This is a genomic window from Janthinobacterium sp. NKUCC08_JDC (assembly GCF_019345575.1).
GTDB lineage: Bacteria > Pseudomonadota > Gammaproteobacteria > Burkholderiales > Burkholderiaceae_D > Janthinobacterium > Janthinobacterium aestuarii.
In genome coordinates, this window is the sequence record NZ_JAHKQW010000006.1 from 34,060 (window position 1) to 58,312 (window position 24,253).

Annotated in this window: 24 protein-coding genes; 13 read left to right on the forward strand and 11 right to left on the reverse strand. The window is 61.8% G+C overall.

Going from position 1 to position 24,253, the window contains the following annotated elements; translation table 11 throughout:
- Positions 1–1,098 carry a hybrid sensor histidine kinase/response regulator gene (locus KO538_RS16050; RefSeq protein WP_219328944.1) on the forward strand — a complete coding sequence of 366 codons (1,098 nt, stop codon included), beginning with the start codon at positions 1–3 and terminating at the stop codon, positions 1,096–1,098.
- The gene (locus KO538_RS16055) at positions 1,091–2,104 is read left to right on the forward strand and encodes a response regulator (RefSeq protein ID WP_219328945.1); all 1,014 of its coding nucleotides are present in this window, start codon (positions 1,091–1,093) and stop codon (positions 2,102–2,104) included. Before KO538_RS16050 ends, KO538_RS16055 begins: the two co-directional genes overlap by 8 nt.
- Positions 2,105–2,176: 72 nt before the next feature.
- Here KO538_RS16055 and KO538_RS16060 read toward each other — a convergent pair whose 3' ends face one another.
- The gene (locus KO538_RS16060; protein WP_034755971.1) at positions 2,177–2,704 is read right to left on the reverse strand and encodes an SRPBCC family protein; all 528 of its coding nucleotides are present in this window, start codon (positions 2,702–2,704) and stop codon (positions 2,177–2,179) included.
- 227 nt (positions 2,705–2,931) lie between these two features.
- On the opposite strand from KO538_RS16060, the gene KO538_RS16065 reads away from it, so the two are divergent.
- Both KO538_RS16065 and KO538_RS16070 read left to right on the forward strand, forming a co-directional pair.
- On the forward strand, positions 2,932–3,717 hold the full coding sequence (locus tag KO538_RS16065) for a DNA/RNA non-specific endonuclease (protein WP_034755976.1): 786 nt from the start codon (positions 2,932–2,934) through the stop codon (positions 3,715–3,717).
- 21 nt (positions 3,718–3,738) lie between these two features.
- Positions 3,739–3,993, forward strand: coding sequence for a hypothetical protein (locus KO538_RS16070; protein ID WP_070218411.1), 255 nt, complete (start codon positions 3,739–3,741; stop codon positions 3,991–3,993).
- A gap of 52 nt (positions 3,994–4,045) precedes the next feature.
- Here the strand turns inward: KO538_RS16070 and KO538_RS16075 are convergent, their stop codons facing one another.
- The 6 genes from KO538_RS16075 to KO538_RS16100 form a co-directional block, all read right to left on the reverse strand.
- The gene (locus KO538_RS16075) at positions 4,046–6,880 is read right to left on the reverse strand and encodes a TonB-dependent receptor (RefSeq protein ID WP_175560463.1); all 2,835 of its coding nucleotides are present in this window, start codon (positions 6,878–6,880) and stop codon (positions 4,046–4,048) included.
- A 657-nt stretch (positions 6,881–7,537) separates the two neighbouring features.
- On the reverse strand, positions 7,538–10,414 hold the full coding sequence (locus KO538_RS16080) for a pitrilysin family protein (protein ID WP_219328946.1): 2,877 nt from the start codon (positions 10,412–10,414) through the stop codon (positions 7,538–7,540).
- Positions 10,415–10,494: 80 nt separating this feature from the next.
- Positions 10,495–10,827, reverse strand: coding sequence for a type II toxin-antitoxin system RelE/ParE family toxin (locus KO538_RS16085; protein ID WP_219328947.1), 333 nt, complete (start codon positions 10,825–10,827; stop codon positions 10,495–10,497).
- Between the two features lies 1 nt (position 10,828).
- Positions 10,829–11,116 (reverse strand): type II toxin-antitoxin system Phd/YefM family antitoxin, encoded by a 288-nt coding sequence (locus KO538_RS16090; protein WP_219328948.1) that lies wholly within the window; start codon positions 11,114–11,116, stop codon positions 10,829–10,831.
- 82 nt (positions 11,117–11,198) lie between these two features.
- The gene (locus KO538_RS16095) at positions 11,199–12,185 is read right to left on the reverse strand and encodes a diguanylate cyclase (protein ID WP_257620405.1); all 987 of its coding nucleotides are present in this window, start codon (positions 12,183–12,185) and stop codon (positions 11,199–11,201) included.
- Between the two features lie 89 nt (positions 12,186–12,274).
- Entirely contained in the window at positions 12,275–13,174 is a 900-nt protein-coding gene (locus tag KO538_RS16100; RefSeq protein ID WP_219328950.1) for a sensor histidine kinase, read from the reverse strand.
- A 288-nt stretch (positions 13,175–13,462) separates the two neighbouring features.
- On the opposite strand from KO538_RS16100, the gene queE reads away from it, so the two are divergent.
- The 8 genes from queE to KO538_RS16140 all read left to right on the forward strand — a co-directional run bounded on the left by queE (position 13,463) and on the right by KO538_RS16140 (position 22,056).
- Complete coding sequence (gene queE, locus KO538_RS16105) at positions 13,463–14,098, forward strand: 7-carboxy-7-deazaguanine synthase (protein ID WP_219328951.1); 636 nt, start codon at positions 13,463–13,465, stop codon at positions 14,096–14,098.
- 9 nt (positions 14,099–14,107) lie between these two features.
- Entirely contained in the window at positions 14,108–14,554 is a 447-nt protein-coding gene (queD, locus tag KO538_RS16110) for a 6-carboxytetrahydropterin synthase QueD (RefSeq protein WP_034755997.1), read from the forward strand.
- Positions 14,547–15,056 (forward strand): tRNA adenosine(34) deaminase TadA, encoded by a 510-nt coding sequence (gene tadA / locus KO538_RS16115; protein WP_219328952.1) that lies wholly within the window; start codon positions 14,547–14,549, stop codon positions 15,054–15,056. The genes queD and tadA overlap by 8 nt, the downstream gene beginning before the upstream one ends.
- A 201-nt stretch (positions 15,057–15,257) precedes the next feature.
- Complete coding sequence (locus KO538_RS16120) at positions 15,258–17,621, forward strand: TonB-dependent hemoglobin/transferrin/lactoferrin family receptor (RefSeq protein WP_219328953.1); 2,364 nt, start codon at positions 15,258–15,260, stop codon at positions 17,619–17,621.
- A gap of 62 nt (positions 17,622–17,683) precedes the next feature.
- Positions 17,684–18,841, forward strand: coding sequence for a hemin-degrading factor (locus KO538_RS16125; protein ID WP_219328954.1), 1,158 nt, complete (start codon positions 17,684–17,686; stop codon positions 18,839–18,841).
- 151 nt (positions 18,842–18,992) lie between these two features.
- Positions 18,993–19,910 carry an alpha/beta fold hydrolase gene (locus tag KO538_RS16130; protein WP_219328955.1) on the forward strand — a complete coding sequence of 306 codons (918 nt, stop codon included), beginning with the start codon at positions 18,993–18,995 and terminating at the stop codon, positions 19,908–19,910.
- Between the two features lie 32 nt (positions 19,911–19,942).
- Positions 19,943–20,860 (forward strand): muramoyltetrapeptide carboxypeptidase, encoded by a 918-nt coding sequence (gene ldcA / locus KO538_RS16135; protein WP_219328956.1) that lies wholly within the window; start codon positions 19,943–19,945, stop codon positions 20,858–20,860.
- A gap of 14 nt (positions 20,861–20,874) precedes the next feature.
- Entirely contained in the window at positions 20,875–22,056 is a 1,182-nt protein-coding gene (locus tag KO538_RS16140; protein WP_219328957.1) for a DUF418 domain-containing protein, read from the forward strand.
- A 1-nt stretch (position 22,057) separates the two neighbouring features.
- Here KO538_RS16140 and KO538_RS16145 read toward each other — a convergent pair whose 3' ends face one another.
- A complete protein-coding gene (locus KO538_RS16145) occupies positions 22,058–22,771 on the reverse strand; it encodes an SOS response-associated peptidase (protein ID WP_219328958.1) in 714 nt (237 codons plus the stop codon).
- Between the two features lie 146 nt (positions 22,772–22,917).
- Between KO538_RS16145 and KO538_RS16150 the strand changes: the two genes are divergently transcribed.
- Positions 22,918–23,139: a hypothetical protein gene (locus KO538_RS16150; protein ID WP_219328959.1), complete on the forward strand. Its 222-nt coding sequence runs from the start codon at positions 22,918–22,920 to the stop codon at positions 23,137–23,139.
- Between the two features lie 7 nt (positions 23,140–23,146).
- On the opposite strand, the gene KO538_RS16155 is transcribed toward KO538_RS16150, so the two are convergent.
- From KO538_RS16155 to KO538_RS16165, 3 genes are all read right to left on the reverse strand, one after another.
- Positions 23,147–23,392, reverse strand: a complete 246-nt coding sequence (locus KO538_RS16155) for a hypothetical protein (RefSeq protein ID WP_034756010.1) — start codon at positions 23,390–23,392, stop codon at positions 23,147–23,149.
- Between the two features lie 73 nt (positions 23,393–23,465).
- On the reverse strand, positions 23,466–23,771 hold the full coding sequence (locus KO538_RS16160) for a hypothetical protein (RefSeq protein WP_034756011.1): 306 nt from the start codon (positions 23,769–23,771) through the stop codon (positions 23,466–23,468).
- A gap of 233 nt (positions 23,772–24,004) precedes the next feature.
- Positions 24,005–24,211, reverse strand: a complete 207-nt coding sequence (locus KO538_RS16165) for a hypothetical protein (protein ID WP_034756014.1) — start codon at positions 24,209–24,211, stop codon at positions 24,005–24,007.
- Between the last annotated feature and the right edge of the window lie 42 nt (positions 24,212–24,253).

The window sequence follows — 24,253 nt, forward strand, 5'->3', positions numbered from 1 at the left end:
ATGGACAGCGATAGCCGCGCCAGCGTGCTGTATGTGGACGACGAGGCGCTCGCCTGCAAGTATTTCGAGCGCGCCGTCGGTCCCCGTTACCGCGTATTGACGGCGCAGAGCGTCGATGCGGCGCTGGCCTTGCTGGAAGACGAGGCCGGCCAGATCGACGTGCTCGTCACCGATTACCGCATGCCGGACCGCCTGGGTAGCGAGCTGCTGCAGGAAGTGGCGCAGCGCTATCCGCACATCGTCTGCATGCTGGTGACGGCCTATGCGGACAAGGACGTGCTGCTCGAGCTGATCAATGGCGGCACCTTGTTCCGTTTGCTGGAAAAGCCGCTCGACCTGGCCGCCATGCAAACGGCGCTGCAGCTGGCCGTGCAGACGGGCCGCGAACGGGCCGCGCGCCGCCAGGGCCTGGTGGCGATGGAGGAATCGCTGGCTTTCCTCGCACATGAATTGAATACGCCGCTGGCGGCCATTGCCAATTTTGCGCGCGGCATCGCGCGGCGCGCGCAGGCGGACGCCGCACAGCAAGCCGAGATCGGCGAAGCGGCCGCCTTGATGCACGACAATGCGCGCTATTGCCTGTCGGTCCTGGCCAGCTTTATCGACACGGTGCGTCTGGCCAGCGCCGGGCCCGGCATGCAGGGCGGACGCCGCGCCGGCAGCGCGCGCCAGCTGCTGGACGCCTTGCTCGACAGTTATCCCTTGAGCGCGGCCCAGCGCGCCGCCATCACGGTCGAAGTGGGCGAAGATTTCTCCATCGCCGAGTCGCCCAATTGCGTCGCGCTGATATTATCGTCCGTGCTGGCGAATGCCTTGCGTTCGGCAGGCGAGCAAGCCCGGCCTGCGATCGGCATCCACATCGATGCCGGCCGCATCACGGTGCGCGACAATGGCGCCGGCATCGCCCCCGAGATTGTGGAACAGCTGTTGATCGACCCCGTCAGTGCCGGCGGCGGCGAAGGCAAGGGCTGGGGCATGGTGTTTTGCCACCGCATGATGCAGTCGTTCGGCGGCAACCTCGATATCGCCACCGAGTTTGGCACGTCCACCACGGTAACCCTGAATTTTCCAGTACATATAAGGAACGAGCATGATTGACGCCAATCTGCGTTTACCGGCTCAGCGTGAGCCGGCGCAAGGCTTGCCGACGATACTCTATGTCGATGACGAGGCCAACGCCCTCAAATACTTCCAGCGCGCCATCGCGCCGCTGGCCGACGTGCTGACGGCCACCTCGGTCGAGGAGGGCAAGCGCATCCTCGACGAGCAGGCCGACCGCATCGCCGTGCTGGTGTCGGACCAGCGCATGCCCGGCGCCTACGGCAACGAATTGCTGTCGTACGCCTGGGACCGCCATCCGCACATCGTGCGTATTTTGACCACCGCGTATTCCGAGCTCGAGCACACGGTGGAAGCCGTCAACCAGGGGCAGATCCACCGCTACATCCAGAAGCCGTGGGATATCGCGGCCTTGCGCATGGAACTCAAGCAGGCGCTGGAACTGGCGCGCTTGCGCAATGAACACGCCCAGTTGTTGCGCGAAAAGCTGATGGTGCGCCAGCGGCAAGCCGTCGCCAACCGCATCGGCACCCTGTACGCCCTGTGCGCCAGCCTGGCCGGTCCGGAACAGCAACTGCCCGTGGAAGCGTATCTGTCGGCGGCCCTGACGGCCGGCGTCACGCCGCCCGAGCCGGACTGGCTGCTGATGGATTATGCCGACCTGGTCAGCTCGGAAGCGTTCCGCGGCACGGCCTTTGCCGCCGCCGTACGCCAGCAGCTCGACACGCTCGAGCGCGAGCATCCGGGGCGTGGCGTGGAGCAGGCGATCGACATGCTGCTGCCCGTGTTTGGCGCGGCGCTGCAAAACCAGGGCGGCACGGCGCTGTTCCTCGATGGACGGCTGCTGACGGAATTCCTGGAAACGCCGACCACCACGCCCGTCTCGCCCATCCACTCGTTCTGGCTGGCCAGCTTGCTGTGGCTGGCGCGGCGCGGCTGGTCCCTGCAGTTGAGCAAGACGGAATCGGGCTTGCAGGGCAAGGTAGTGCAGGCTGAACCGGCGCTTACGCCAGACCACCTGGCCGCCTGGATCGAGCAGTTCTAAGCATGCCCCCGCAAGGGGGCGCCAAGTAAAACAGGGCCGCGCGGGCCCTGTTTCCTTTTGCTGCGAGCGGGCTTAGCGTTCCGCGGCCGCCTTCAGGTTGTTCAAGCCTTTTTCAAAATCCTTGCCGATCATCCTGTCCATGCTGACGAAGACCGTCATGACCTTGCTGACGTAAGGGCTGGGGCCCGTCATGGTCCAGTTCACCTTGGTGCCGTCGCCCTCGGGCGTCATGGTAAACGTGGTGGTGTTGTGGCTTTCGAAGGGCTTGAGGAAGTCCAGCTTGATGACGGTGCGTTCGGGCTGGGCCGCTTCCGTGATTTCCATGCGGCCGGCGCCCACCTTGTCATTGCCTTGCCATGCATATTGCGCACCCAGGCCATTGGCCGGCCCCGTAAACGTGCGGCGCATGGCCGGGTCGAGCTTTTCCCACGGCGACCAGGCGGCCCAGTAATGAAAGTCCGTGATCAGGGCGGCGATTTTCTCGGGCGGGGCCTTGATGGTGATTTCGCGCTGGACACTGAAAGTATCGGGCTTGGTGGTGGCATAGCCGAGGATGGCGGCGACGACGACAACGATCAGCAGCAGGGTTTTTTTGATCATATGCTCTCCAAATCTTGAATGGTCGATGCGAACGAATCTAGGCAATCTTAGCAGATATGAATGGCTGTGCGCGGCCTGTTGGCCTTTATTTGCGCCAGCTCTGCGCAGAGCCGCCCGTACGCCCATCTGCACGTCGCGCACAGGTGCGCACGCCAGGTTATGCAGGTTTGTGGTGACGGCCGCCGTCCGCTAGAATGCTGGCCTGCAAAGATTTCACTTAGGGAAATATGATTCAACGATCGATCGCCAGGCTGACCCTGGCGTGCGGCTTGCTGGCTTCCGCCTTTGCCGCGAACCTGGCGCATGCCGATGCCTGTCCGGCCCATTACGTCGATGGCCGCAAGCCGGAAATCACCAACCCCAAGCTGGACGTGGCGACCAAGGAGCTGTGCTACAACGTGTTTGGCGTAATGCACTCGGGTATCACGCGCACGCCGCTGTGGTCGGCCGAGCACTTGACGGCGAACAATCTGGAAGCGGCGCAGGATTTGTCGCGCGAAAACTCCTTCCACGCCGAACGCAAGCTGCCCGCCGCCCAGCGTGCCGAGCTGGCCGACTATGCGCGCAGCGGCTTCGACCGTGGCCACATGGCGCCCAACGGCGACATGCCGGACCGCCAGAGCCAGCGCGACAGCTTTACCCTGGCCAACATGGTACCGCAAGATTCGCGCAACAACCGCTATGTGTGGGCCGGCATCGAAGGCGCCGTGCGCAAGATGGCGAAAAAAGAAGGCGACCTGTACGTGATCACGGGGCCGGCTTTTATTGGCGGCAACTTGCGCAAGGTGGGCCGGGTGATCGTGCCCAGCCATCTGTACAAGGCCGTGTACAGCCCGCGCCAGCGCGCCGGCGCCGCCTACTTCATTGAAAACGTCGACACCAAGACGTATGAAGTGTTGAGCATTGCGCAACTGGAAGACAGGATAGGCATCGATCTGTTACCGTCGCTGACGCGCCAGCAAAAGCTGCGCATGCTGAGTTTGCCCAAGGTGAAAAGCAAGTCCAAGAAATAAGACCGTCAAAAAGGAAATCCCATGTGCGCAAAGAAATTCGTCCCGTATGCCAATGAAAGCGATGTGCTGGAAATCGGCAGCCTGACCATCGAAAACCGGATCGACCGCATCAGCATCAGCGGCGACATCGACCTGACCCTGGACAAGCCGGGCCTGGCCCTGGCCAAACAGCTGCAAAAACTGCTGGCCGACGTGGTGGCGCAGCTGGAAAAGCAGGAACTGCCTGACCAGCTGCCGCCGCCCGAGGTGACGTCGGTGGCCAATCCCTTCGAGTAGTGGTCACAAAAAACGCCTCCCGAAGGAGGCGTTGGTCTCTGCGTGCTGTTAATTAAAACGTATAGCGCGCATTAAAGGTGAAGTAACGGCCATAGGCGTTATGCAAGCCTTCGTTGTAACCCTCGAGTGGGTAGGCTGGATCGTATGGTGCGGCGCGGTCGAACAGATTCTGGATATTGATGCCCAGGCTCAGGTTCTTGAAGCCGGTGTACGTATAGCCCAGACCCACGGTGGTCCAGCTGGCGACTTTGCAGTCCGGGAAGGCTGCTTCATAACCAGGGATCGTAGTATTGCGATCCGGCGCCGCGTCGGTAGGCTTCTTCGTGCCGTAGTAGCAGAAAGGCTGGTCGTAGGTCTCGGCGCCGTCGCGGTTGCGCTTGAGCGATACGCTGCCAACGAAGTTCAGCGAAGCATTGACGCTATGGTCGCCACGCGTCCAGTTGGTGGTCAGCGAAGCCTTGACCTTCGGCATGTCGGTGCCGGTGGACAATTGCCAGTCATAAATGCCTGGACGCGTACCGGTGACGTTGCTGACCGTGTCGCCTTCATGCTGTTCCAGCTTGTAGCTGTAGACGTAGGTGCCGCGCAAGGCGGTGCTGAGCGAGCCCCATTCGCCGAGCTTGTTACGCAGACGCGTTTCAAAGTCCACGCCGCGCAGTTCGGTGGAACCCTGGTTGGACCAAGGAGTCTTGACCGACAGCAAGGTGCCCGTGCCGGGAATCGCATTGCCGTTCGCATCGGTGATGAAGTTGGCTGGATTCGGATCGCGCAGGACGTTTTCCGGCGCGCGGTCTTCGTTCTTCAGCGCTTCGCTGGCCGTACCCAGCGCCACTTCTTTTTCCTTGCGCACGCGATACACGTCAACGACAAAGTCGATGTTGGAGGTCGGCGAGTAGATCAGGCCCAGCGAGTAGCTTTTCGACGTTTCCGGCTTCAGGTCCGGATTGGCGCCACCGACGCCAGAGATCGATTTGCTGCAGTCGGCCGTCACGCCACCTGGACGCGGGGTGCTTTCATCTTCCTGGCAGCGTTTCGGATCCCACACGCCGGACAGGAAGAATTGCGCGCCGCCTGGTGTCACTTGCGACAGTGCCGGAGCGCGGAAACCTTCGGCATACGTGCCGCGGAAGGCCAGCGTATCCGTAGCGGTCCATTTGGCGCCCACTTTTGGCACGAAGTTGGTTTTGATGCCAGGGTATTTGTCTACCCGGCCGGCAAAATCCATCTCGAAGCTCTTGGTGAATGGCGTACGCAGCTCGACGAAGGCCGACTTGACGTTGCGTTGGCCGTCGATAATGGTATTCGACTGTCCGTAGATCTCGCCCTTGGCCACCTTGCTGTCCGGATCGATGCGGATTTTCTCCTGGCGCAGTTCGAAGCCGACGGCCAGGCCCATGGCACCGCCGCCCAGCTTGCCGAATTCCGTGCTGGCCTTGCCGTCGAGCTGGAAGATTTCCGCCAAGCCTTCGCTTTTCGGATCGTAGCCGATGGTCGGGTCGGCAGCCAGTTGGGCCAGCGACGTGCCGGTATTGAGTTTGCGCAAGGTAGGCAGGTACAGGCGGCCATATTGCGTTTCATCGCGTTCCGAACGGTTCCACAGCAGGCCGGTGTCCCAGCTCCAGCCGAAGTGATCGCCTTGCAGGCCCGTCAGCAAACGCATGTTCTGGTTGACCGTTTCCGAGCCGCCGCGCAGGTTTTCAAAGCGGTAGGCAACCGAGGCGCGGGCATTCGTCAGCGGATTGTCCGGATGGCCAATCGGCAGGATGGCCTGGAATGGATCGGCCAGGCCCGTCGCCATGTAGTTGGTGACGGAGGTCGTGCCGAGGGTGATCGGCACGCCCGTGTACGAACGCGAGGAGCGCGTGTAAGCCGCTTCGGCGTAGCCGGTGATGCTGCTGCTGAGCTTCAAGGTGCCGCGGCTCAGCACGCTGGCATCGCGGCCGTCGCCCTGGCTTTCGAGGAATCGGTCGGCATCGTAATTACAGAAGGTGCGGCCAATCAGGATGCTCGTAGGCAGCAGGCCATCCTTGGTGCCGCCCGTGATGCGTTCCGACGGGTCGCAGCCCAGATTGAACGTCACGCGCTGTGGCGCGTTCGCCTGGGTCACGCCGAAGTTGCGCGAGCCTGGCGACGATTCGCGGTACACGGTCGCGTACTTCGAGATGGAACTCGAGTAGTTGGAGCGGAAGCGGCCGTTCAAGTCCTGGTAGGTCGAGTAGGCGATATCCTTGGCGTCGCGGCGGGCAACGCGGTCGCGCTGCGAGAAGTCGGCTGCGACGAAGACGTTGTAGCCATCGGTTTCGAGGTCGCCCGTGCCGAAGAAGCCACTGACGTTCTTGCGGCGGAACAGGCCATCGTCGTTGGCGCCCGCGTTACCGGCGATTTGCGCGCCGCGATAGTTCGATTTGGTGATGAAGTTGATGACCCCGCCGATGGCGTCCGAGCCGTAGACGGCCGATGCGCCGTCTTTCAGGATTTCGACGCGGTCCAGAGCGGACAACGGGATGCTGTTCAAGTCATACAGGGTGGAGTTGCCGTTGTTCGGGTCGGCGTAGGCCGATGGCGTCATGCGCCGTCCGTTCAACAGAATCAGGGTGGAGCTTGAGCCCAGGCCGCGCAGCGAAGCGGTGGCGACACCCTTGGCAAAACCGGAACCGCCGAGCTGGTCCTGGTTGGTATCGGTGCCCATCGATGGCACCAGTTTCATCAGTTCGGCAACGGTCGATGCGCCGCTGTCCTTGATATCCTTGGCGGTAATCACGTCGACAGGGGAGGTGCCTTCCTTGTCGGCCCGCTTCAAGTTCGAACCGGTAATGAGAATTTTTTGCAGCGCTGGCTCCTGCGGTGCCAGTTGCGCGTAGACCAATTGCGAGGAAGACAAGGTCAAGGCGACTGCGATCACACTTTGTTTTAAGACTATTTTTTTAAGCAAAATATTCTCCATCGAATTTCAACTGCTGAACACATGGTCGGACATCGTTGTACGATGCGCGACTTTCCCGGTCTAGTGGATCGCTTCAGCGATTTTTGTTGCAAAACCGTATAAACAGTATTGCCTAGACCTTTATCAAAACATTTTCAGAAAAGTTGCGCCATGCTTTTTTCAACATTGTCACGTTGACACAACAGTTTATACAGAATATTTTTATGCTTACATATTTGGTAAAAAATTGATGGCAGGCAAAAGATTTTATGTTAAGAAATGTCTTAAAATTGATAAATAATTAATTAGAAAAATGCATCATTATCTTCTTAACTTATTGTTTTATAAGGAATAATTTAAAATTATTCTCTGTCATTGTTACTTTTTGTTGTTCTGCAGATGTCCATTCAAGTTGCAAACTTTTACATTTGTAATATGTTGCAGATGCACTATTCTGGTGCGGTGGCGGAGCCTCTATGATGTTCCCGGCGAGGCGAGATAATATCGGCAGATAATCGTAATCTGATGTTGCGATGCGCCATTTCTGTGCATAAAAAAAGCCGCCAGCTTTATGCTGGCGGCCATGATTGCATTTACTTGGTGCGTTATTTTTTGCTGCGCTTACTTCGCGAACGCCTGCGCCGCCGGTGTCACCGTGACGGCTGCAGGCTGGATGTTCAGCTTCATCGCGCCGATGACCTTGTCTTCATCGAGCAGGGCTTGCGGCTTGTTGCCGTCGTACTTGATGGGAGAAAACGCGTCGCTGACGAGCTTTTCCTTCAGGCCGGCCGCATCCTTGGCAACGATCACCACGGACAGGTTCTTTGCCGACAAATGTTGCTTGATGGCGCGGTTGACGTCCGCCAGCGTCAGTGTCGACAATCCATCACGCATCAGCTTGGTGAACTCGGGCGTGCCATACCATTGCGAATCGAGCGCATAGCCCAGTTGCTGGTCTTGCGTCGACGTCATGACGAAGACGTTCTTCATCAGGTAGTCGCGCGTGGTGGCGAAATCGTCCTGCGTGAGGCCATTGTCGACCAGCTTGCCCAATTCCGTCAGGGCCACGCGCAGCGCGAAGTGGGCATTGTCCGGCGCCACGGGGCGGATCCAGATTTCGAACAGCTGCGCCTTGCGGCCCAGGTTCGGGTTCGGGAAGAACTGGAACATGCCGCGCGGGAAGGCTTCAATGTACGCATAATCGCCATAGTTCATGCCGCGGATTTCACGGATGCGCTGGTACAGGTAGGAATTCGAGGCGCGGTGCTCGCCCAGCCATGTCTTCGCCAGCCACAGGGCAGGGAAGTCCGGGTGCGTGCGCGTCACCTCCAAAGGCAGGCCGAAGGAAATGGCCGTCGCGCGCGTGTTTTTCTCGATGATTTCCACTTCCAGGCCATTCGCCTTGCGGCCCGCGGGTTTCACGGTGGCGGGCAATCCCGGGCCGGCCGGCAAGCTTGCCAGCGCCTGCGTCAGTGACGCCGTCATGGCCTCGGAGACGTCGCCGGAAATGCCTACCTTGACGGCGCCTTGCGCATACGCGCGCTTCCAGAACTGTTTGACATCGTCGAGGGTGATGGCGTCGATGCCGGCGACCGTGCCCAGCACCGGGTGGCCGTACGGCGTGCCCGCATACACATTCGTTTGCAGGCGTTCCTTGGCGAATTCCTCTTCGTTATTGTCCTTCAGGTCCAGCAGCAGCGCGTTCTTTTGCGCGTCCTTCAGGCGGCGGAAGTCGTCTTCGCGGAAACCGGGCGAGAGCAGCAGGGGCAGGGCGATGGCGTTGAACTGCGTCCAGTTATCCTTGTGGATGGAACCCGTAAACGTCGTCATTTCCTTGTCCGTCTGCTGGCTGAAACTGCCGGCCAGCGGGAACAGGGCCTGGTTGACTTCGTCGATCTTGCGCTCGGACGAGCCGCCGGACGCCACCATGGACGCCGTCAGCGCGGCCAGGCCTTCCTTGCCTTGCGGGTCTTGCGCGGAACCGGCCATAAACAGCAGCTTGTAGCGGATTTGCGGCAGTGCGGACTTTTGCACCAGCACGTCGAACTTCGCGTTCGAGGCGGCCGGCAGCAGGCTGGCCAGCTTCGGCGCGGTGGCGATGGCGGCGGCCATCGGCTGATGCGACAGGGTGGTGACCACCAGGCCCTCGTCCGTCAGGTATTTGCGCGCGGCTGCCTGCAGGTCGGCCGGCGTGAGCGTATCGATCAGGCGGTAGTACTGGTTGATGGTGGCATACGAGCGGTCGAAATGCACGAACGACGCCAGGGTGCCGGCGATCTGCTCCGTGTTGTCGAGCGAGCGGATCAAGCCGTATTTTTCCGCCGACTTGGCGTCCGCCAGATCTTTTTCGCTCACTGGCGTGTCGCGCAGCCGCGCCACAGTGGCCAGGATGGCGTCGCGCACGTAGACGGCGTCATCGATATTTTTCACGCGCGCGCCCAGCACGGCCAGGGTCGGATCGACACGGTCCGGCGTCATTTCGAACAGCTGGTCGACCTTTTGCTCGTTTTGCACGAGGCGTTTATACAGCGGCGAGGTGCGGCCGAACGACAGCGACAGCAACGTTGCCAGTGCGGCCTGGTCCTTGTCCTTCACGGAAAACGCGGGCGCGTGGAAGCCGACGGCCACCCATGGCAGGGTCGGCGTAGGCCAGGCCACGTGCTTGTAGACGGGGCCGCGCGGCGCGGGCTCGACGGGCACGGCCGCCTGCTGCTTGCCGCGCTGCCAGCCGCTCCAGTATTTTTCCACCAGCGCGATGGCTTGCTGCGGTTCCACGTCGCCGGCGATGATGATGGTGGTGCGCTCGGGACGGTACCAGCGGTCGAAGAAGATCTTCGAATACGCGTACTGGTTCGGCATGTCTTCGATATCCTGGATAAAACCCATCGTCGTGTGCTTGTAGGTATGCGTCGTGTAGGCGCTGTCGCGCATCACTTCAAACAGTTTCGAGACGGGATTGGCGCTGTTCTTGTTGTATTCGCCCAGCACGGCCCGCGATTCCGTCTTGAACGCGTCTTCCGCATAGTCGAGGTGCTGGAAGCGGTCCGCTTCCACCTTCAGCACGGTTTCCAGGTCCTGCTTGGCAAACGTCGTGTGGTAATTGGTCAGGTCGTCGCTCGTATACGCATTCTGGCGTGCGCCGGCGCGGGTGATGACTTCCTGGTATTTTTCGGGCGGATATGCCTTGGTGCCGCGGAACATCATGTGCTCGAAGAAGTGGGCAAAGCCGGACTTGCCCGGCTCGACTTCATTGCGCGAGCCCGTCTGCACGGGTATCTGCAGCGAGACGAGGTTCGGGAAACCGGTCGGCACGATGATGATCTTCAAGCCATTGGACAAGGTCTTTTCCGTCGCCTTGAACGGCAGCAAATCGGCTTTGCTGGCGGTGGCGCTGTGGGCGGCCGCCGGTTTGACGGGTGCTGCGCCTAGGTTCGACGAGGCCATGGTCGACAGGGCCAGGGCGAAAGCGGGTAATAAAACGGGCATGATTCTTGACACGGGGGCTCCTTCTTTTTTTTGGAAATGTGGAAAGTGCAACGCCGCAGCATAGAATATTCGTGCCGCCGTGCATAGGGGCTTTAAAAGTCGGGCCGCAGGATGCGCTTGGTGAGGTGGGTCAGAAAGTCGCGCCGGGTCGGCAGGAACATGCGGATGTACACGATGTCGTGCGTACGGTCATGGTGGTAGAGGACGCGAATCTCTTCGCACAGGCGTTGCCGCACGTCCATGCCGACTTCGCGAGCGGCTTCGACGGGCGTGCCGTTGTCGGGAAAGGTTTTCAGATCAGAGAATAATTGCCGGAAAGCGACGATGAACTGCGCATGTGCGGCGGCAGTGTGGTGCGCCTTGAAATCGCTGCGCAGCTCATTGAAATCGGCTTGCGCGCTCTTCAGCACGACGATGTGCGTCATCTCAAACCTGGTCGAGGCTGGCCAGGAAATCTTCTTCGGACACGACGTCGCCGCGCGCGATGTCCTGGTTGCCCATGGCGATCAGTTTCATGAACGCATGCTGTTCCTGCATCTGCTGCGCTTGCCGCTTGCCTTCCTGATACGCGTGCATCGATAGCACGACCATTTTTGCTTCGCCATTTTGCGTGATGATGATGGGCTCGTCCTGGCCCGCGTCAAAGCCGTTGACGATCTCCGTCGTATTGGCCTTGAGGTAGGAAATCGGCTTGATGCGTTCCTTGAGGTTCATGGCGGCTCCGGATGCGAAAAATTGTGACAGGACCAAATATACACCAAATTTGGTCGTGTTTCCTGATACTGGGACTTGTTACTTATGTCAGTGTCGTTTCCGGCAGGCTGATGCGGTTGCGGCCCAGGTGCTTGGCGCGGTACAGGGCGCAGTCGGCCGTATGGATCAGCTGCCCCAGCTCCGTGCCGGGGCCGGGCAGGGCCGTGGCGGCGCCGATGCTGACGGTGACGCAGGCGCCGTCCGGACGCTTGCGAGGCAGTTGCAGCCGCTCCACGCGATGGCGGATGCGTTCAGCCACGATGGCCGCGCCCTTGAGGGACTGGTTCGGCAGGATGACGGCAAACTCTTCGCCGCCGTAGCGCGCCACCAGGTCGTTGGCGCGCATTTCGCTGGCGACGGCGCCGGCGACCTTGCGCAGGCACAGGTCGCCGCCCTGGTGGCCGTGGCTGTCGTTGTATTCCTTGAAATTGTCGACGTCAACCATCAGCAGCGACAACGGCTGGCCCTGCCGCTGGGCGCGCTGCCACTCGGCCAGGATGGTGTCGTCGAAGCAGCGCCGGTTGGCCAGCCCCGTCAAGCCGTCGCGCGTGGCCAGGCGTTCCAGTTCCACGTGTGCGCGCTTTTCATCCGTCATGTCGCGCAGGGTTTCGACGACGGCGATCAGTTCGCCGTGATTGCCGTAGATGGGGCTGGCATCGACGGCCAGGTAGCGCCGCCGTCCCGTGCGCGGCATGTCGCACCAGTTTTCCGCGCACAGATTGCTGCCCGTGCTGCTGCGGTATTGCTGCTGGGTATGCAGGGCGCGCATGTCGCCGCCGCGCCCGGCCAGCAGCAGGTCGGCCAGCGTGGGGCGCTCGTCGTTGTAAAAGCAGCGGCCCGGTTCGCGCGCACCCAGCACTTCGGCCGCCGGTACGCCCGTCAACTGCTCGCAGGCGCGGTTCCAGATCATCACCTTGCCATGCACATCGAGTACAAAGGTGGGCACGACCAGCAATTCCATCATCTTGACGGCGAAACCCTGGGCTTCACCATACGGCGATGGGCTGGCATGTGCGTGGCTATCCGGCATGAAAGCATCCTTCTCGGGCGTGAATGGGGCTGGCTCGTTGGCCATGATGCAGCGTGGGGTAGTGACGGTGTTGATATTGAGCAATATTTTCAGTGATGGACCATTGCTTCGTCGTGGCAGACCGGCAGGGGCAGCGACACGCGCAAGGTGGTGCCGGCGCCGCTGCGGCTGTCGATGTGCAGGCTGCCGCCGGCGGCGGCCACGCGCTCATGCATGCCGGACAGGCCGCAACCGAGGCGCGGCGGCGAGCCCGACAGTCCGATGCCATCGTCGCTGATGCGGCAAGCCACGGTGGCGCCCGTTTGCTGCAGACACAGCTGGACATGCGTGGCGTGCGCATGGCGGGCAATGTTCGCCAGCGCTTCCTGCACCACGTGATACAGCAAGGCGCCATGCGCGCGGCCGGCGGCGGCGTCGAGCCGGTAGTCGCAGCCGCAGCCGAGGCCGGTGGTACGCGTAAAGTCGGCCAGCAGTTCATCGCATGCCGCTTGCAGGCCCGCGTCGAGGGCAGGCGGGCGCAGGTCATGGATGACGCAGCGCAGCGCCGCGATGGTCAGGTCGACATTGCGCGCGATCACGGCCAGCTGTTGCGCCAGCTGGGGCGCCGCCTCATGCGTGCTGGTCTGCAGCATGGACAGGTCGATCTTCAGGGTCAGCAGATGCTGGCCCAGGTCGTCGTGGATGTCGCGCCCGATGCGCAGGCGTTCCTGCTCGCGCGCCTGCTGTTGCCCGCTGGTCAGGCGCGCCTGCTCGCCGTCCTCGCGCAGCCGTTCCAGCGCCTGCAGGCGCAGCGCCAGGCGGTGCTGGCGCCACAGCAGCAGCGTCAGCGCACCGAGCAGGACGGCGCAGGCCGCCATCAAGGGGGAGGGCGCACCGGCCGGCAGCTTTGGCCCGGCCGCGTATCCGGCGTGCAGGGTGGCGAGTGCGCTGGCCGCCAGACAGGCCAGAATGCTCAGACGGTACGGCAGGCGTAGCCAGCGTTGCATCATTTCTCGCTCCCTAAATGTTTTCCAGAAGGCAATCTTATTACAGAAAATATATTAACTGTGGGCTATTTATATTGTCTAAACGCAAAAGCCGCGCAGTTATGCCTTTCGCCGTGGCTTTCTGGTCCTTTGGCGCCGCACGGCCGGGTGACGGGCACGGCATTTGCACGGGAAGTGTCGTGGCGGCATATAATAGAGGGTTGTCAATCGGCTTTTGCGGTTCCGGCGGTATGCGCCGGCATCGCTGCGTACGCCCTGCGCGAGGACGCCAGCCAGCTCTTAGGAAATACAGTGACTTATAGCATCAAAGAGATTTTTTACACCCTGCAGGGCGAAGGTGCGCACGCGGGCCGTCCGGCCGTGTTTTGCCGCTTTTCCGGCTGCAACCTGTGGACGGGCCGCGAAAGCGACCGCGCCACGGCCGTGTGCCAGTTCTGCGACACGGATTTCGTCGGCACGGACGGCGAACTGGGCGGCAAATTCAAGACGCCCGAGGAACTGGCCGCGCTGATCGACAGCCTGTGGCCGGCCAGCTACGCACCGAGCAAATACGTGGTGTTTACGGGCGGCGAACCGCTGCTGCAGCTGGATACGGCCCTGATCGACGCCATGCACGCGGTCGGCTTTACCATCGCCATCGAAACCAACGGTACCTTGCCCGTGCCGGCCGGCGTGGACTGGATCTGCGTCAGCCCGAAGATGGGTTCGACACTGGTCGTCCACAAAGGCAATGAAATCAAGGTGGTCATTCCCCAGTTCCAGCAAGTCCTGGCCGCCTACGAACAACTGGATTTCGAGAACTTCTTCGTGCAGGCGATGGATGGCCCCCTGGCCGCGCACAACATGAAGCTGGCCATCGAAACGTGCAAAAGCAACCCGAAGTGGAAGCTGAGCCTGCAAACCCATAAACTCCTGCAAATACCTTAACAAAACAATATGCTGACTATCACACGCAAGCTCGAATTCGACGCGGGCCACCGCATTCCCGACCACAAAAGCCAGTGCCGCAACCTGCACGGCCACCGCTACACGGTGGAAATCACCCTGGTCGGCAAGGTCATCGAAGCGGAAGGCAATTCCGACAATGGCATGATCATGGACTTTTCCGACGTAAAAACCCTGGCCAAGCAGCACCTGGTCGACGTCTGGGACCACGCCTTCCTCGTCTACGAAAAAGACACGGCCGTGCGCGACTTCCTGGCCAGCCTGCCCGACCATAAAACCGTCGTCATCGACCGCATCCCGACCGTGGAAAACCTGGCGCGCATCGCCTTCGACATTTTGAAGGCCGCATTTACCGACCATTTCGGCACGGGCTTGCACCTGCATAAGCTGGTGCTGCATGAAACGCCGAATTGCTGGGCAGAAGTCACCGATGACTGAAATGCACGCTGGCGCGCAGGACGCGCGCTACATGCAGCTGGCCCTGGAGCAGGCCCAGCATGCGTGGGACCTCGGCGAAGTGCCCGTCGGCGCCGTTGTCGTCAAGGATGGCGAAGTCATCGCCGTCGGCTACAACCAGCCCATCGGCCGCCACGACCCCACGGCGCATGCGGAAGTGATGGCCTTGCGCGCGGCCGCCGAAAAGTTGGGCAATTACCGGCTGCCCGGCTGCGAGCTGTACGTGACCCTGGAGCCGTGCGTGATGTGTTCGGGCGCCATGCTGCATGCGCGCCTGGCCCGCGTGGTGTATGGCGCGGGCGACCCGAAGACGGGCGCCTGCGGTTCCGTGCTGAACCTGTTCGAGCAGCCGGCGCTGAATCACCAGACGGCTATCGAAGGCGGCGTGCTGGCCGACGAGTGCGGCGCTTTTCTCAAGCGTTTCTTTGCCGAACGCCGCCGCGCGCAGGCGGAAGCGCGCAAGCTGGCCCATCCGCCTGCCTGACATCAGCCCAAGATGCCAGCCATGCCAGCCCTCCAGGCTGGCATTTTTATAATTGTTGCGAAATAACATCTGTCTAGACCAATTGCCATTCTCAAATGAGAATGATTCGTGTTACAGTATTGTTTTCGCCAGCAAACTTCCCTTGCGCATCGTTATCGATCCGGGTTCAAGAGCCAGCCTTTACTCTTAGACCGGACCATCATGACTACTGTGCTTCCGCAGCGCACCGCTGCACCCGTCGTATCTTCAGCCCATCAGCCTGCCCGCCGCCATAACCTGGTGCTGCGCGCCGCCTTGCTGGGCCTGTTCGCCGCACCGATGCTGCCTGCCGTTGCACAAAATGCCGCCATCAACGCGGGCACGGCCGCCCAGGAACCGGCCAAGCTGCCGGTTTTCCCGGAAATTGTCGTCAATGCCAAGCAGGATTACGAGCGCCGCGCCGGCACCAAGACGGTCATTAGCAGCGACGACCTGGAGCGCCGTGGCGTGACGGACATGGGCGGCATCGTGCGCTACCAGCCGCTGATCAGCACGCCAATGGCGGCCTCGGGCGCCGGCAGCGTGTGGGATGGTTCGGGCAATACGGGCTACAACATCCGCGGCCTGGAAGGCAACCGGGTCAGCCTGGACGTCGATGGCATTTCCTTGCCGGACGCGGCACCGAAGCCTGATGGCAATACCCTCAACGCCTTCGGCACGGGCCGTGATTATTTCGATCCAGAAACCTTCCGCGAAGTGCGCATCGATTCGGGCACGACGGCCGTCAGCGGCGCCAGCCCTGGCCTGGGCGGCGGTGTGGCCTTTGTCACCAAGTCGCCCGAGGATTATCTGGGTGAAGGGCAAGACCATTACGTGGCCTATAAATACGGCCGCGCCACGGCCGACCGCAGCAATGCACACACTCTGACGGGCGCCGCCAAACTCGGCGCCAGCCTGCAAGGCCTGGCCGTGTACGTGCACCGCGATGGCGAGCAGCTTGACAGCCGCGGCAGCGCTACCGTCAACCCCGACGACTGGCATTCGAACGCCTTGCTGTCCAAGCTGGTGTGGGCCTTGCCTGGCGAACAGAAGCTGGACTTGACGGTCGACATGTTCGAGCGCAAGAACAAGCGCGATCTGCGCAACAAGGTCAGCACGTATTATCCGACGGGCGTGCAGCAGGATTCCACCACCAAGCGCACGCGCGTCAGCCTGGGCCACGACGTGGTGCTTAAGGATTTCGCCCTGTTCGACCGCCTGACGTCGAAAGTGTATCTGCAGAATGCGAAAACCGATGACAAGACGCAAGGCCTCTACACCTTCGGCAGCCCGGCACAGCGTACCATCGACACCAGCTTCAAGAACGACAGCATCGGCCTGACGTCGGAAGCGTTCAAGCAGCTCAATGCGGACAACGCGCTGCTGTACGGCGTGCAGCTGGAACAGCTGAAAACGCGCCGCCCGTGGCGCGAAGACCGTGTCATCGTTGCCACGGGCCAGCATCAGATCACCAACAAGAACCGCATGGCCGACATGGACACGACCAAGCTGGCCCTGTACGTGCGCGACGATCTCAGTTTCAATCTGGCCGGCAAGAAAGCCGTGCTGACGCCGGGCTTGCGTGCCGACTACCGCAAGAACGAGCCGAAAAATCTGCAAAACTATGTGATCGCCGTGCCGAACGCGGCCAGGGAAGTGCGCAAGGAAAGCGACACGTATTTCACGCCAAGCCTGAGCCTGTCCGTGGAAGTGTTGCCGCAAATGAACGCGTATGCCACCTTCACGCGCGGCACGCGCCTGCCGACGGCGGCCGAGCGCACCGGTACCTACGATTCCTTCAGCTACACGGGCAGGGGGACGGGCTATGCCGTGCTGGGCAATGCGAATTTGCGCAAGGAAACCAGCCAGGCCTATGAACTGGGTTTGAAGGGCGACATCGTCAAGGGCTTGAGCATGCACGCGTCCGTCTACCAGACGGAATACAAGAACATGATCGAGTACGTGATGCAGGAAGATGATCCCGTGAACTATCCCACCATCGTGCAGGGTTTGTTCCGCCCGGAAAACATCGGCGATGCCCGTACCTGGGGCGGGGAGCTGACCCTGCGCGCGGAGCTGGGCGCCTGGGCACCGGCCATGCAGGGCTATCGTGTCGACCTGGCCACGGGCGTGGCCAAGGGCCGCTCCTTCAATACCCGGACGGGCGAGAGCGGCGGTCTGGCCTCGGTGGCGCCAGCCAAGACGGCGCTGACCTTCGGTTACGACCACACCAACATGCTGTTCGGCCTGGAACTGACGGCGCTGCATGCCGGCGACAAGCAGGCGCCGAACGACTTGCTGATGGGTACGACCGCGCCGCGCTTCAAGGTGCCGTCGTACACCATCTTCGACTTGTCGACTTACTGGAACGTGCACAAGAACGCCAAGATCGTCGTCGGCGTGTACAACTTGACGGATCGCAAGTACTGGGATTACGCCGCTTCGCGCAGCCTGTCCGCCGGCACCACGGCCGCCAGCCGTGCCGAGATCGAGCGCTACGCCAAGCCGGGCCGCAACGTCGCCGCCAGTCTCAGCATCAGTTATTGATTTTTAACCGGGGAGGGGTGCTTGCCCCTCTGTTTTTCCATGTTTGATTGAATGGTCTCTCTATGAAGTTATCCAAACTCGTTCTATCCCTGCTAGGCAGCCTGCTGATCGCAAACGCATACGCGGCCCCAGCCACTTTGGCGGAACGCTGGTCCACCTTGCGCACGGAACAGCCGAAGCTGCAGATCCGCGACGCGGCCCGCGCGCTGGGTGTGTCCGAAGCACAATTGCTGGCAACCAATATCGGCAAAGGCGTCACGCGCCTGCAGGCCGACGGCAACCAGCCGCGTGAAATCATGCGCGCCGCGCTGGACCTCGGCATCGTGCAAGCGATCACGCGCAATGAAAACGGCGTCATTGAAACGACGGGCGTCGCCAGCAAGTTCAAGCAGGCGGGCGACAAGTCGGAACAGGCCGACGCCAAGCAAGACCCGGAAACGGAAGCGCGCCAGCGCAATATCGCAGGCGGCTACCTGGGCGGCCAGATCGACCTGCGTTTCCACTTTGAAAACTGGAAATATGCATTTGCCGTGGAGCAAGCGGGCCGCGATGGCAAGCCGACGCGCAGCCTGCAATTTTTTGACGCCAACGGCACGGCCGTGCACAAGATCTACCTGCGCAACGAGCCTGGCGTGGCCGTCTACGACAAGCTGGTGGCGACGTTCCGCATGCCCCAGCAAAGCGCGGATTTGAACGTGCTGGCCGTGGCGCCCAAGGCCGCTGAAAAGCCGGACGCCGAAATCGACGTCAAGGAATTCCAACTGGCGTGGAAAGACATGACGGACGTGCACCAGTTTGCGCAAATCATGCGCGAGTTCCATCTGTCGCGCGAACAGGCGTTGCGCCTGGCGCCGGCCGGCGTGGTCGAGCGCGTGACGCCGGAAGCGCTGCGCACCCTGCTGGAAAACGCGGCCAAGGACAAGGTCGCCATCATGGTGTTCCTGGGCAATGAAGGCTTGACGCAGATCTACAGCGGCAAGATCGAAAAAACCATGGCCGCCGGCGGCTTCTTCAATGTGCTGGACCCGGACTTCAACCTGCACATCCGCGACACGGCACTGCGCAGTGGCTGGGTCGTCAAGCGCGGCGGCGTCACTTCCGTCGAATTCTTCGACAAGGAAGGCACGCAAGTGGTCTCCTTCTTCGGCGTGCGCGAACGGGGCAAACCGCAGCCGCAAAGCTGGGTGGATTTGGCCGATTCCTTGCCTAAGGCCAAGTAAGTTGCAGCACAGTTGCCGCGCCGTACCGGCGCGGCAACACTTCAGTGTGAGTGCCGCGTGCCGGTCTCATGTCTGAAGCACAATAGTGGTATGCTGGTTGCAAGGCCGCAGCGATCGTGCCTGCGTGCTGGTTCCTGTAAGAGAGGCAATCATGGCAACCATCATGGCGAACGGCCTCAACATAGCTTATGAAAGCCACGGCGACCCCAACGATCCGTGCGTGCTGCTCGTCATGGGCCTGGGCATGCAACTGATTGCCTGGCCGGCGGACTTCGTCGAAGGCATCGTCGAGCAAGGTTTTCACGTGCTACGTTTCGACAACCGCGACAGCGGCCTGTCGAGCAAGATGGCGCTGGCGGGCAAACCGTATCTGCCGCTGGCCTACGTGAAAAACCTGCTGGGCTGGCCCCTGAAAACTTCCTACACCCTCAATGACATGGCGGACGACGCGCTCGGCTTGCTGGCGGCCCTGCGCATTGCCCAGGCGCACGTGATCGGCGTGTCGATGGGCGGCATGATAGCGCAAGTGATGGCGGCGCGCGCGCCGCAACAGGTGCTCAGCTTGACGTCCATCATGTCGAGCAGCGGCCGGCGCGGCTTGCCCGGCCCAACGCGGGCGGCGCGCAACGCCTTGTTGCAACGCCCGAAACGCAACGCCAGCCGCGCCGAATTGATGGAGCACATGGCGGCCACCGTGCGCGTCATCGGCAGTCCCGCCTATCCCGTGTCGGAAAAACTGCTGTACCAGCGCATCGAAGCGGCGTTGCAGCGCGGCAGTTGCCCGGAAGGCGTGGCGCGGCAGATGGTGGCCATCGCCGCCTCGGGCGAGCGCACAACCTTGTTGCCGAGCATCAGTTGCCCGGCGCTGGTGATCCATGGCGCGGCCGATCCCCTGATCCCCGTCGCCTGCGGCATCGATACGGCGGCGCTGATCCCGGGCGCCCGGCTCGAGGTGATCGAAGGCATGGGGCACGACATGCCGCCCCAGCTGATCGAGCGCCTGCTTGCCTTGATCGATGTGCATCTGCAAGGTAAGATGGCGCCCCAGATGCGCTCCCAGCCAGCCTAGGCGCGCCCACAACTTTTGAAGGCACGGGCATTTTGAAGACACCTGAGATTGGCATCGCCATCGTTGCACCGGGCGGTTATGCGCCCGACGCGGCGGCTTTGGAACGCGGCATCGCCCGCTTGCAGGCGCAAGGCGCCACTGTCCATAATTACTACGATCCCGACCACACATTCCAGCGCTTCGGCGGCACGGATGCGGGCCGCCTGGCGCAGCTGAACGCGGCCGCTGCCGACCCGGACGTGCAGGTGGTGATCGCTCTGCGCGGCAGCTACGGCATCAGCCGCATCCTGCCCGACATCAACTTTACCGCCATGGCCGATAGCGGCAAACTGTTTGTCGGCTACAGCGACTTCACGGCCTTCCACATGGGCTTGATGGCGAAAACGGGCCGCGCCAGCTTTGCCGGCCCCATGATCTGCGACGATTTCATCCGCGACGAGCCCGAGCAGTTTACGCTCGATCAACTGTGGTCGTGCCTGGCCGGTCCCACGCACACGGTCACGGGCACGGCGGCGGGCAATCCGCAGGTCGAGCTGCAAGGCAAGCTGTGGGGCGGCAACCTGGCCATGCTCGTGCATCTGCTCGGTACGCCGTATTTCCCCGAGATCGATGGCGGCATTTTGTTCCTGGAAGACGTCAACGAACACCCATACCGGGTCGAACGCATGCTGCTGCAATTGCTGCACGCGGGTGTGATTGGCCGCCAGCAAGCCGTGGTACTCGGCGATTTTTCCGCCTATAAATTGAGTCCGATGGATAATGGCTACGATTTCGACGCCATGCTGGCCTACGTGCGCGAACGCTTGCCCGTGCCCGTGCTGACGGGGCTCGAGTTCGGCCATATCCGCCGCCGTGTTACCTTGCCATTCGGCGGCCAAGCGCGCCTGCAATCGGATGCGTCCGGCTTCAGTCTGCAAGTGACCGACTACCCGACCCTGGCGCGCCCCTGAACGCCTTGAGCTCCATGTCCGCCAAGCCCGGCAGGCTGCTGCAGCTCGATGTGCTGCGCGGCATCGCCGTGTTTGGCATCTTGCTGGTGAATATCTGGGGCTTTGCCTGGAGCACCTTGTCCCTGCGCTACGGTACCTTGCCGGCGCAGCCGCCCGTGCTGGACCAGCTCGTCATTTTCGGCGTGGCGGCGCTGGCGCAATTCAAGTTCTATCCCATCTTCGCGTTTCTGTTCGGCGCGGGATTTGCCTTGCAGACACGTTCCCTGAAGCGCCAACTGGGCAGCTGGGAGCAGGCGCAAGCGGCTTATCGGCGCCGGCTGCGCTGGCTGCTCGTGTTTGGCCTGTTGCATGGTTTCCTCATCTGGAGCGGCGACGTGCTGACTTCGTATGCGGTGGCCGGCATGCTGATCCTGCCGCTGGCAGCGGCCAAGCTCAGCCGCATACGCAATCGCGCCTGGCTGGTGGCCGCCGGTTTTCTGTTATTCATGTGCTTGCTGATTCCCATGGACCAGCAGGGCGGCGCGCCGGACATCGCGCGCGACCTGCAAGGCTTTGCGGAGCGTTACACCATCTACACGCAAGGCGGCGCTTGGGCCGTGGCCAAGCTGCGCGCCAACGATTTCCTCGTTTCCCTGCTATACGCCATCGTCATGCTGCCGCACATCATCGTGCTGTTCCTGCTGGGCATCTTGTCCGTGCGCTTGGGCTGGCTGACGCAGCCGCAGCGCCATCAGCTGCTATGGCGCCGTGTGCGTGCCGTGGGGCTGGGCGTGGGCTTGCCGTTCAACCTGCTGGCGGCGGGCGCCGTCGCGTGGCAGGTGGCCGATCCGTATCAAACCGTATTCGACACGGCCCTGTTCGAAGTGGGCCTGTTCGCCGGCGGCCCCGTGCTGGCGGCTGGCTATGTGGCGGCGCTGATGCTGGCCGGTCCATTCATGCTGCGCTGGCTAGCGGTATGGCTGGCGCCCGTGGGACGCATGGCGCTCAGCAATTATCTGCTGCAATCGGTGATCGGCACGTGGCTGCTGCAAGGGCCGGGCCTGGGCTGGGGCGCAACACTGCGTCCGGCCGAGATGCTGGGACTGGCCGTGCTGATCATGGCAGGGCAGGTGCTGCTCAGCCGCTACTGGCTGCGACATTTCCGCCAGGGGCCGATGGAAGCGCTGTGGCGCCGGCTGGCGCGATTGCCCGCCTGAGTTAGTCGCCCCAGTCGAACGCGCTTTGCGCCGCGGCCGGTGGTGGCGGCTTGGGTTTGGCCGACGGCACGAGGGGATTATCGACGGCATGCCACTCGAACAGTTCCACGTCGAGCATGCAGGTGCGCGCCAGGTGCAGCGCTTGCTCCGGTGTCAGGGCGGGGTCGAGCCAGCGGTGCGCGTCTTCCAGGCTGACGGCCACGGGCCGGCGGTCGTGGATATCGACCATGCCGCCGAGGCTGTCGGCCGTCACCAGCACGAAACCCGCTTCTTCGCGGCTGTGCTTGTACGGGCCGAACTGGGCCAGCGCCAGCAGGAACAGGGGCGCGCGGTCCTTGCGGTGGATGTGCCACGGCTGTTTGCTGCCTTTTTCTCCCGTCCACTCAGACCAGCCGTCCACGCAGACGATGCCGCGTCCCGCGCGCAGCAGGGGCTTCCAGTAGGACCCGGCGAGTTTTTCCAGGCGGGCATTGATGGCGATGGGGATTTTTTTCTTGCCGGGCGCGGGCACGGCTTGCGCGGCCCAGGCGGGGCGGTAGCCCCAGAAGACATCGTCGACCCTGTGCACGCCATCCTGGATATGCAGCACGGGCCGGTAAGTACCGGGCGACACGTTCAGGTGCGGCTCGGCCTCGCTGTCGAATACCGCGTCGGTCCAGCCGAACGATGACGCCAGCTCGGGCGCCGTGCCATTTTGATCGAGTCGTCCACACATGTTGAAATCATACCCGATCACCGGGCGCCGCGAGGCAGGCGCGTGCGTGCTTTCTGTGTGTGGTCAAACGTACAGACTGCTTGCGACAGGCGGCGCACAGTGGAGGCCAGTCAGGTTCCTGACGTTATTCTTGTATCGGAGGAATTATGTCTTTTGAAAACCCCACCACCCACAAAGGTTTTATCATCAGCGCGACGGCCAGCCAGCGCCGCGATGGCCGCTGGGTCGGTTCGTATGTCAGCCAGAACCAGGCGTGCGGCGCCTATGCGGATACCTGCGACTATGACGATTGCAGCAATGAAAAAGAAGCGCAGCAACTGGCCTTGTCGATCGGCTGGCGCCTGGCCGATGGCGTGCCGGCACGCTGAACCGGCCTTAGCGCTTGCCCCGCAGGGCCAGCACCAGGCCGGCGAGCGGCAGCAGCAGGGCGGCGCCCAGGCGTACGGAGGTCAGCGATGCGGTCTCCACGCCCAGCACATGGGGCAAGGCCAGCAGTAGCAGGGGAGCGGGCACGGCAATCGCGAAGAAAAACAGATACCACGAGTAGCCGTTTTTCTTGGCCAGCAAGGCGATCAGCGCGCAGCCGACGAGGAAGACCAGCGGTAAATTCACAAATTCCATGGTGTTGAGTTTTCATCCGGGAAAGCGCGTCATTATACGCACCGTCCCGAATAACCGGACGGGCTTGCCTGCGTCAATTGCCGACGAAATCCGGCGGCTGCGGCGCCTGTTTTCCGGCTAGCTGGCCATCGGCCGGCAGCAAGGCCTTGATGGCGCCGTTATAGATGAGTTCCTGCGCATACGCCGAGGCCTCGATCAAGGCCGCATGCACGGACTTGAAACTGCTCGCCGTTTCTATCAATACGGGCTTGGCATACACCTGCTGCGTATCGCCGCGCTTGCTGATCAAAATCATGCCCCGGTAGCGCCCATCCTTCTCCAGCGCCCCCGCCACATGAAATTCATAGCCCCTGATCTGGTGTTTTTGTCCCTGATCCATGTCTCCCGCCTCCAGACCTGATTGTCATGGCTTTGGACTATCCATTCGATTGGAACGGTTGAGTGTTTGATTTGAATCAATACGTTCACAGAAAAGCTTTAACGAGCGTATCGACGTTTGCCGCAAGCGTAGCGAGCGGAGGGGATGTGTGGCTGAGAAGCGCAACCGCACTTTGGTGCGATGAGCATCGCCAGCCGCAAGGCGCCGCGCGCAGTAGCTTGCGGCAGCCGTCATCACCCAGCGCGAATGGCGCGGATTTGTTGGGCGGTTTCCTCAATCTCCCGATACGCTTCCTGGATATAGCCATTGATCGGGTGCCCATCCATCCACTCGAAATAGGCACGCTCGTCGTGTTTGATGGCAAAAGGAACGTGGTGGTCGCGTATCGATTCGGCAGTTTCGCGCACCAGCGAGGCAAAAAGCAGCTCAATAGTTTCCATGATGGTCACCTTGTGAGACAGGAATGCAGAGCATTGAATGTA